Source organism: Streptomyces sp. NPDC049597, assembly GCF_040675505.1.
GTDB lineage: Bacteria > Actinomycetota > Actinomycetes > Streptomycetales > Streptomycetaceae > Streptomyces.
This window is the reverse complement of sequence record NZ_JBFAOY010000020.1, coordinates 53,818-60,093: the sequence shown is the minus strand read 5'-3', so window position 1 is coordinate 60,093 and position 6,276 is coordinate 53,818. Positions and strand designations below refer to the sequence as shown.

5 protein-coding genes and 1 tRNA gene are annotated in these 6,276 nt (G+C 71.8%); 2 read left to right on the top strand and 4 right to left on the bottom strand.

Features of this window, described 5'->3' with window-relative positions; all coding sequences use genetic code 11:
- Positions 1-198: 198 nt before the first annotated feature.
- Positions 199-1,851 carry a DoxX family membrane protein gene (locus tag AB0K02_RS22305; RefSeq protein ID WP_365994240.1) on the top strand — a complete coding sequence of 551 codons (1,653 nt, stop codon included), beginning with the start codon at positions 199-201 and terminating at the stop codon, positions 1,849-1,851.
- Positions 1,852-1,949: 98 nt separating this feature from the next.
- Here the strand turns inward: AB0K02_RS22305 and AB0K02_RS22300 are convergent, their stop codons facing one another.
- The 3 genes from AB0K02_RS22300 to ugpC all read right to left on the bottom strand — a co-directional run bounded on the left by AB0K02_RS22300 (position 1,950) and on the right by ugpC (position 4,546).
- A complete protein-coding gene (locus AB0K02_RS22300; RefSeq protein ID WP_365994239.1) occupies positions 1,950-2,672 on the bottom strand; it encodes a nucleotidyltransferase family protein in 723 nt (240 codons plus the stop codon).
- 113 nt (positions 2,673-2,785) lie between these two features.
- Positions 2,786-3,208: a hypothetical protein gene (locus AB0K02_RS22295; RefSeq protein ID WP_365994238.1), complete on the bottom strand. Its 423-nt coding sequence runs from the start codon at positions 3,206-3,208 to the stop codon at positions 2,786-2,788.
- 210 nt (positions 3,209-3,418) lie between these two features.
- Positions 3,419-4,546, bottom strand: coding sequence for a sn-glycerol-3-phosphate ABC transporter ATP-binding protein UgpC (gene ugpC / locus AB0K02_RS22290; protein WP_365994237.1), 1,128 nt, complete (start codon positions 4,544-4,546; stop codon positions 3,419-3,421).
- A 180-nt stretch (positions 4,547-4,726) separates the two neighbouring features.
- Here ugpC and AB0K02_RS22285 point away from each other — a divergent pair.
- A tRNA-Thr gene (locus tag AB0K02_RS22285) sits at positions 4,727-4,800 on the top strand.
- A 65-nt stretch (positions 4,801-4,865) separates the two neighbouring features.
- On the opposite strand, the gene AB0K02_RS22280 is transcribed toward AB0K02_RS22285, so the two are convergent.
- Positions 4,866-6,257: an FAD-dependent oxidoreductase gene (locus tag AB0K02_RS22280; RefSeq protein WP_365994236.1), complete on the bottom strand. Its 1,392-nt coding sequence runs from the start codon at positions 6,255-6,257 to the stop codon at positions 4,866-4,868.
- Between the last annotated feature and the right edge of the window lie 19 nt (positions 6,258-6,276).

Genomic DNA, 6,276 nt, shown 5'->3' with positions numbered 1-6,276 from the left:
TCCTCGGGCGGGGCCGGGGCGCGGCCGGGGCCCTGGCCGGCCAGGGCAGGGCAGGGGCGAGCGAGGTGTTTCCGGGGCGTGCCCGTGTCGGGCAGACCCGGAAAACCCCGGTCGAAAAGGCTCAAGAGGAGCGCTTGACGGGTCTCGGACAGATCAGGCCCGTCGGGGCCGTGCCCTAACCACACGTCACTCGGTTAGATGAGTGTGGACACCAGAACGCCCCGGTCCGGGTTCGATGATCAGCCTGCACTGAGCATGGTCAAGGTGGACTGCGATCCCGCGCAGGTCATCGTCAACCACGCCAGCTTCCGGGTGCAGCTCGGCCAGCGCCGGCGCCCCGTACGTGCCCTGGCGGACACCGCCCGGTTCGCCTCCGTCGGCGGGGGCGCCGGGCGACGCAAGGCGCCCGTCGTGTGGAGCGGCAGGTCCGCCCCCGGGGACTCCGGCGCCACCGGTCTCCTGCAGGCCGTGCGCAACTCCACCCTCGAGCACGACCCCTACAACGCCGGCGCCACCCAGGTCATGCCGCGCGTCGACCTCGGCAACGACACCGTGCAGCACCCCGCGCTCACCGACACGCGCCCCTTGCTGCCGCCCATGCGCCAGCCCGTCGGCGCCTACGACGCGTACGACTCCTACAGCCAGGGGGACCAGAGCAGCCCGGACGGTCATGACACGTACAGCAGGGACGCCTACAGCGCGGACGCGTACGGCAGGGACACGTACGACACGTACGGCCACAGCACGTACGACCCGGGGCCGTACGCCGAGATCTCTCGCGGCGCCGCGGCACCCGCGACCCACCGGGCCGCCGGCGACCCGACCCGGCACGCGTACTACCCCGGCCGCCGCCTGAACCTCGGCGTGGTGCTCCTGCCGCTGCGCGTGTTCCTCGGACTGATCTCCGTGTACGCCGGCATGGGCAAGCTCTGCGACCCCGTCTACTTCGACGGCGGCGACCGCGGCTCCCTGGTCAAGTGGCTGAGCTCGCTCCACCCCTGGGCACTGGCCGAGCCCCTGCGCGACTTCGCGCTCGCCCATCCCGTCGGCGCCGGACTCACCGTCGCCTTCCTCCAGGTCGTCGTCGGCGTCCTCACCGTCCTCGGCCTGTGGCAGCGCCTCGCCGCCGTCATCGGCGCGCTGCTGTCCTCCGTGCTGATCCTCACCGTCAGCTGGCGGAGCGTCCCCGTCTACGACGCCCCCGACTTCATCTTCCTCGCCGCCTGGTCTCCGCTGATCATCGCGGGCGCCCCCGTCTACTCCCTCGACGGACGCCTCGCCGGCGAGGCGTGGCGCACCCTCGGCCCCCGCTCCGAGATCTGGGACCTGCGCCGCCGCGTCCTGAGCCGCGGCGGACTCGTCGCCGCCGTCGTCGTCGGCCTCACCATGCTCGTCGGCTCCATGCTCGGCGGCGCCGTCCGCTCCACCGAGGTCGTCACCGTCCCCGGCCCCGACCAGAACCCCCGCAACCACCTGCCCGGCGCCGCGCTCCCGCAGGAATCGAGCACCGAACGCGCCCCCTCGAGCCGGCGCCAGGGCACGCCGACCCCGTCCGCCAGCCGCTCGGGCACCCCCGCCTCCAAGCCCTCCGCACCCGCCGAGGACACCGTCCGCGAGACCGGCCAGGTCGGCGGCTCCCCCAGCCACACCCAGGGCACCGGCCAGCAGCCCCCCACGGGCTCCCAGTCCGCCCCGCCGCCCACCAGCGCGGGCCCCACGTCCAGCGGCGGCACCGGCTCCGGCGGCAGCTCCGGGGGCTCCCCCAGCGGCTCCACCGGAGGCGGCGGAGGAGGCGACGGCGGCAGCGGCGACTCCGGGAGCGGTGCCGTCATCGGCGGCCTGCTGGGCTGAGACCGCACACGCCGGGAGGGCGGTCACCGGAAGCGTCCGGTGACCGCCCTCCCGGCGTACGGCCCCTCGACCGCGCCGCGACGCCTGCTGACGCCGGCTCAGCGCACCTGCGAGGCGAGCTCCTTGGCGGCCTCCGTCAGATCCTTCGCCGTGTCGATCGCCCGCCAGTACGCCCCCTGCGGCAGGGGGAAACCAGCCAGTCGCCGCTCACGCGCCAGCCGCGGGAACGTCGTGCGCTCGTGGTCACCGACGTCCGGCAGCAGCCCCGTGAACGCCGCCGAGAACACGTACACGCCCGCGTTGATCAGATACGGCGACGGCGGCGACTCGATGAAGTCCGTGATGTGCCCGAACGCGTCCGTCTCCACCGCGCCCCACGGGATCCGCGGACGCGCCAGCGCCAGCGTCGCCGTCGCATCCCTCTCCCCGTGGAACGCCGCCATCTCGCGCAGCGAGAACCGCGTCCAGATGTCACCGTTCGTCGCGTACCACGGCTGATCGGGGTGCGGCAGGCTCTGCGCGGCGTACTTCAGACCGCCGCCGCGGCCCAGCGGCTCGCTCTCCACCACCGTCGTGACCCGCAGCGGCAGATCGGCGCTCTCCAGCCACTTCTGGAGCACCTCGGCGAGATGGCCGCACGAGACCACGGCATCGGTCACGCCCTCCGCGGCCAGCCAGGCCAACTGGTGCCCGATGATCGGCATCCCCGTGCCCGGGATCTCCACCATCGGCTTCGGGCGGTCGTCGGTGTACGGGCGCAGCCGGGAGCCCTGGCCACCGGCCAGGACCACGGCCTGCGTGGGGTACGTAGGCGTCTGCATGCCGTGAACGATATGCGCACCGCCGGACACGCCACAGACCGGACCCGCGAGTGCGGGCCCGGTCCGTCGAACCGGTCCGTGCGGCGCCGCCGGCTTCCCGGGGCGCCGGGCCGTCAGTGCCCGAGCGCCTGCTGCTGGACGCCCGTGGCGAAGGACGTGTCGCAGACCGGCCGTGAGAACCGCTGCGCGCGCGTGGGCCCGTACCGGTCCACGGCGGCCCGGCCCAGGGAGCGGGCGATCGACATGCAGTGCTGGGCAAGCGACGGACGCGCCTCCACCTCGCGCTGCAGATGCGTGAGCGCGACGCCCGGGTCCTTCGCCTGCAGCTCCGTGAGGAGCTTGTCCAGCAGAACGTCCTGCGGGGCACGGGACTTGGCGGGTGTCGAGACGTGCTCGGAGGAGGCGGTGAGCATCTGCGACTCGGTGGCCTGCCCTGCCCACGGGACGGTGGAGACCGCGAGGGTTCCGGAGAGCACCAGGACGACAGGCAGAACGAGAGCGAGAGTGCGGCCGATTCGGCGGGCTGAGTGTGTCACGGAGCGAGCGTAGCGGCCAGTAATGACGTGGCGACGTCCAGTCACTCCGGCGGGGGATGGTTCAAGGGCTCTTTTCGAATCGCGGGTTGACGCCCGGGGTGAAATGCCACTGAATGCGCGAGATCGGGTGGACTGTACGAAAAGCCGGGCTCCGCACGTCGAGTGCGGAGCCCGGCCTCCGTGGCACCGAACCGGGGCTGCCCCGGGGCGTCAGTCGCTCAGGCGCTCGCCCGTGGACGTCGAGAAGACGTGGATCTCGCCCGGACGCGGCACGACGTGCAGCTCGCTGCCCTTGGCCGGCACGCTGCGGCCGCCGACGCGGACGACCAGGTCCTTGTGCTCGCCGCCGACCTGGGCGGAGCCGTACACGTAGCCGTCGGCGCCGAGCTCCTCGACGACGTTCACGGACACGGCGAGGCCGGCCGGGGCGTCCTTGGAGAGCGACCTGGCCTCGGCGCCGCCGTGCTCGACGACGTCGAAGTGCTCGGGGCGGACGCCGACGGTCACCGTCGTGTCGCCCTTGTCGGCGGCGGCGGACAGGGCCTCGCGGGAGACCGGGACGACGCTGTTGCCGAACTTCACGCCGCCGTCCGTGATCGGGACCTCGACCAGGTTCATGGCCGGGGAGCCGATGAAGCCGGCGACGAACAGGTTGGCCGGCCGGTCGTACATGTTGCGCGGCGAGTCGACCTGCTGGAGCAGACCGTCCTTGAGCACCGCCACCCGGTCGCCCATGGTCATGGCCTCGACCTGGTCGTGCGTGACGTACACCGTGGTGATGCCGAGACGGCGCTGGAGGGAGGCGATCTGCGTACGCGTGGAGACGCGGAGCTTGGCGTCGAGGTTCGACAGCGGCTCGTCCATGAGGAAGACCTGCGGCTCACGCACGATGGCCCGGCCCATGGCGACACGCTGGCGCTGACCACCGGAGAGCGCCTTCGGCTTGCGGTCCAGGTACTCGGTGAGGTCGAGGATCTTCGCGGCCTCTTCGACCTTCTTGCGGATCTCGCTCTTGTTGACGCCGGCGATCTTGAGCGCGAAGCCCATGTTGTCGGCGACGGTCATGTGCGGGTAGAGCGCGTAGTTCTGGAACACCATGGCGATGTCCCGGTCCTTCGGCGGCAGGTGCGTGACGTCGCGGTCACCGATGCGGATGGCGCCGCCGTTGACGTCCTCGAGCCCGGCGAGCATGCGCAGGGAGGTGGACTTTCCGCAGCCGGAGGGGCCGACGAGGACGAGGAACTCGCCGTCCTCGGTCTGGATGTCGAGCTGGTCGACGGCGGGCTTGTCGGAACCCGGGTAGATCCGGGTCGCCTTGTCGAACGTGACAGTAGCCATGGTGAATGGCTCCCTTCACCGGCAGGAACGTGCCGGACGATCCGTTGTAGAGGGAGTGGTCCAGTCCACCCGTGGATGGACTTGCGGTGACGCTACCTGGCGATGCGGGATCTGTCAGCAGTCGGTGGGCGGGAAATTTTCGACCGGGGCGGCTCGGGGGTTGGATACACTGCTCTCGCTGCCTCCTTAGCTCAGTTGGCTAGAGCGCTTGACTTGTAATCTTGAGGTCGTCGGTTCGACTCCGACAGGAGGCTCGAGCGCGTGAAGGGCCCCGGACATGCCGTCCGGGGCCCTTCGCCGTCAGGCGGTCGTGCGGGGCTCAGTGGCGGCCCGAGATCTTGTCGGCGAGGCGGGCCAGGCGGGCCGTCGTGGGGGTGTGGGTCGTGGATTCGCGGCGGTCCGCCGCGCGGTAGGCGGCGTAGAGGGTCTGGACGCCGAGCCAGCGCAGGGGCTCCGGTTCCCAGTTGCGGACCTTGTGGTTGACCCAGGGCAGTGCCGTCAGGTCGGTGGGGCCGGACTGGCCCGAGTCCTGCTGGACGAGGTCGCGCAGCGTGCGGGCGGCCAGGTTGGCCGTGGCGACGCCCGAGCCGACGTAGCCGCCGGCCCAGCCGAGGCCGGTGGAGCGGTCGAGGGTGACGGTGGCGCACCAGTCGCGGGGGACGCCGAGGACGCCGGACCAGGCGTGGGCGATGCCGGTGCCGGCGAGCTGGGGGAAGAAGCGGATGAGGATCTCGCGCAGGGCCTCGACGGTCGCGGGCTGGGTGCGTCCGTCGTTGTCGGTCCGGGAGCCGTAGCGGTAGGGGACGCCGCGGCCGCCGATGGCGATGCGGTCGTCGGCGGTGCGCTGGGCGTACATGTAGGCGTGGGCCATGTCGCCGAGTGTTTCGCGTCCCGCCCAGCCGATCTCGGACCAGACCTGCTCGGGCAGCGGGTCCGTGACGATCATCGAGGAGTTCATGGGGAGCCAGGTGCGGCGGTGTCCCTTGAGGGAGGCGGTGAAGCCCTCGGTGCAGCGCAGGACGTAGGGGGCGCGGACGGTGCCGTACGGGGTGACGGCGTGCTTGGGCCTGATCTCCGTGACGGGTGTCGACTCGTGGATGGTGACCCCGAGGGCTTCGACGGCGCCGGCGAGGCCCTTGGCGAGTTTGGCCGGGTGGAGGCGGGCGCCGTGCGGGGTCCAGCTGGAGGCGACGGCGCCGGTGACGCGGATGCGTTCGGCGGTCTCGCGGGCGCCGAGCAGGAGGCGGTCCTTCTCGCCGAAGGCGATGTCGACGGCGTGGAAGGCTTTGAGCCGGGCGAGTTGGGCGGGGGTGTGGGCGATCTCGAGGACGCCGCCCTTGTGGATGTCGGCGTCGATGCCTTCCTGGCCGGTGACGCGGATGACTTCGTCGACGGTGCCGTTCATGGCCTGCTGGAGGCGGACGGCGGCGTCGTGGCCGTGCAGGCGGGCGTAGCGGTCGCGTCCGGCGATGCCGTTGTAGAGCCAGCCTCCGTTGCGTCCGGAGGCGCCGTAGCCGCAGAACTTGGCTTCGAGGACGGTGATGTTGAGGAAGGGGACGGCCTTCTTGAGGTAGTAGGCGGTCCACAGGCCGGTGTATCCGCCGCCGACGATGCAGATGTCGGCGGTGGTGTCGCCGGGCAGGGGTTCGCGGGGGGCGGGGGTGCCGTCCTGTGCGTACCAGAACGATATGCCGCCGTTGACGGTGCTCATGTCGATTGCTGCTTCCCTG

What these genes read in the sequence shown, in the direction of transcription:
- AB0K02_RS22305 (WP_365994240.1), top strand. Translation starts at nt 199, where the DNA reads ATGAGTGTGGACACCAGAACGCCCCGGTCCGGGTTCGATGATCAGCCT.
- AB0K02_RS22300 (WP_365994239.1), bottom strand. Translation starts at nt 2,672, where the DNA reads ATGCAGACGCCTACGTACCCCACGCAGGCCGTGGTCCTGGCCGGTGGC.
- ugpC (WP_365994237.1), bottom strand. Translation starts at nt 4,546, where the DNA reads ATGGCTACTGTCACGTTCGACAAGGCGACCCGGATCTACCCGGGTTCC.
- AB0K02_RS22280 (WP_365994236.1), bottom strand. Translation starts at nt 6,257, where the DNA reads ATGAGCACCGTCAACGGCGGCATATCGTTCTGGTACGCACAGGACGGC.